General features: G+C 52.1%; 9 tRNA genes and 2 rRNA genes. All 11 read left to right on the top strand.

The annotated features are described in order from the left end of the window. The first annotated feature begins 311 nt into the window (after window positions 1-311). Window positions 312-427 (top strand): 5S ribosomal RNA (gene rrf / locus ACFO0S_RS00230). Window positions 428-430: 3 nt separating this feature from the next. After that, window positions 431-506 (top strand) — tRNA-Val (locus tag ACFO0S_RS00225). 14 nt (window positions 507-520) lie between these two features. Next, a tRNA-Thr gene (locus tag ACFO0S_RS00220) sits at window positions 521-596 on the top strand. A gap of 6 nt (window positions 597-602) precedes the next feature. Beyond that, window positions 603-678: transfer RNA gene (locus tag ACFO0S_RS00215), tRNA-Lys, on the top strand. 14 nt (window positions 679-692) lie between these two features. Then, window positions 693-777, top strand: a tRNA-Leu gene (locus tag ACFO0S_RS00210). Between the two features lie 10 nt (window positions 778-787). After that, window positions 788-862: transfer RNA gene (locus ACFO0S_RS00205), tRNA-Gly, on the top strand. Window positions 863-887: 25 nt separating this feature from the next. After that, window positions 888-976 (top strand) — tRNA-Leu (locus tag ACFO0S_RS00200). A 19-nt stretch (window positions 977-995) separates the two neighbouring features. Beyond that, window positions 996-1,072: transfer RNA gene (locus ACFO0S_RS00195), tRNA-Arg, on the top strand. 5 nt (window positions 1,073-1,077) lie between these two features. Then, window positions 1,078-1,154: transfer RNA gene (locus tag ACFO0S_RS00190), tRNA-Pro, on the top strand. Window positions 1,155-1,236: 82 nt separating this feature from the next. After that, window positions 1,237-1,312, top strand: a tRNA-Ala gene (locus tag ACFO0S_RS00185). A 179-nt stretch (window positions 1,313-1,491) separates the two neighbouring features. Beyond that, window positions 1,492-2,029: ribosomal RNA gene (locus tag ACFO0S_RS00180) — 16S ribosomal RNA — on the top strand; the annotation flags it as partial.

Genomic DNA, 2,029 nt, shown 5'->3' with positions numbered 1-2,029 from the left:
ATAGGTTCGGGGTGGAAGCACGGCGACGTGTGGAGCTGACGAATACTAATCGATCGAGGACTTAACCAAATATTAGATGTGGCGGCGACTGTCCAGAAATTCCGACAGAAGACAGCAGACACAGTGAGGCGTCCTTTGCCTCGATGGGGCTGATGGCTTATGGTGTGTATTTCTAGGAGCCAGAACTCGATTACATCGACACAATCAATGAAGTTCTATCCAGTTTTGAGAGAACAAATAAATTATCGAATCCACTTGCCAAACGGCTCAGAGTTGGTATAATAAAACTTGTCTTTCAAATGAATACGTAGTCTAGTGACGATAGCGAAGAGGTCACACCCGTTCCCATACCGAACACGGAAGTTAAGCTCTTCAGCGCCGATGGTAGTTGGGGGTCTCCCCCTGTGAGAGTAGGACGTCGCTAGGCAATGGAGGATTAGCTCAGCTGGGAGAGCACCTGCCTTACAAGCAGGGGGTCGGCGGTTCGATCCCGTCATCCTCCACCATTTTTTCTCGGAGTGCCGGTGTAGCTCAACTGGTAGAGCAACTGACTTGTAATCAGTAGGTTGAGGGTTCAAGTCCTTTCGCCGGCACCACTTTGAGAGCCATTAGCTCAGTTGGTAGAGCATCTGACTTTTAATCAGAGGGTCGAAGGTTCGAGTCCTTCATGGCTCACCATTTTTTATGAATATGCGGGTGTGGCGGAACTGGCAGACGCACTAGACTTAGGATCTAGCGCCGCAAGGCGTGGGGGTTCGACTCCCTTCACCCGCACCATTTTCATAAAGCGGAAGTAGTTCAGTGGTAGAACACCACCTTGCCAAGGTGGGGGTCGCGAGTTCGAACCTCGTCTTCCGCTCCATTATTTTTTGCCTTTTTACACCCTTGCCGGGGTGGCGGAACTGGCAGACGCACAGGACTTAAAATCCTGCGGTAGGTGACTACCGTACCGGTTCGATTCCGGTCCTCGGCACCACTTTTCAACTAGATAGTATGCGCCCGTAGCTCAATTGGATAGAGTACTTGACTACGAATCAAGCGGTTAGAGGTTCGAGTCCTCTCGGGCGCGCCATAATACGAGAAGTAGCTCAGCTTGGTAGAGCACTTGGTTTGGGACCAAGGGGTCGCAGGTTCGAATCCTGTCTTCTCGACCATTTATACTTTTCATCCTACTCAGAGGTTTCAAGACACGAGCAGTTCGAGGAAGAATTGCGATGCGTATTGTAAGCCGAACATGGGGCCTTAGCTCAGCTGGGAGAGCGCCTGCCTTGCACGCAGGAGGTCAGCGGTTCGATCCCGCTAGGCTCCACCATGAACATTGAAAACTGAACATGCAAGACGTCAAGATATACAAGTCGCCGACCCGACCCCCGTTGGGTGCGGACGACAAAAACCGAACCAAGTCACTTCCTTTAACGGGAGGCGATGGACGTTCAAAACGGACATCAAGTTTGATGCCAGCAACTAACTAGAGCTTATATTAAGTTCTCTATTATGGAGAGTTTGATCCTGGCTCAGGACGAACGCTGGCGGCGTGCCTAATACATGCAAGTCGAGCGGATGATGAAGGAGCTTGCTCCTTCTGATTCAGCGGCGGACGGGTGAGTAACACGTGGGCAACCTGCCCTGTAGATTGGGATAACTCCGGGAAACCGGGGCTAATACCGAATAATCCATCGGACCTCATGGTCTGATGTTGAAAGACGGTCTCGGCTGTCACTACAGGATGGGCCCGCGGCGCATTAGCTAGTTGGTGAGGTAACGGCTCACCAAGGCGACGATGCGTAGCCGACCTGAGAGGGTGATCGGCCACACTGGGACTGAGACACGGCCCAGACTCCTACGGGAGGCAGCAGTAGGGAATCTTCCACAATGGACGAAAGTCTGATGGAGCAACGCCGCGTGAGTGAAGAAGGTTCTCGGATCGTAAAACTCTGTTGTGAGGGAAGAACAAGTACCGGAGTAACTGCCGGTACCTTGACGGTACCTCATTAGAAAGCCACGGCTAACTACGTGCCAGCAGCCGCGG

It is taken from the genome of Chryseomicrobium palamuruense (assembly GCF_042649045.1).
GTDB classification, from domain to species: Bacteria; Bacillota; Bacilli; order Bacillales_A; family Planococcaceae; genus Chryseomicrobium; species Chryseomicrobium palamuruense.
The sequence above is the reverse complement of the archived record's forward strand: the minus strand, read 5'-3'. Positions and strand labels throughout refer to the sequence as shown.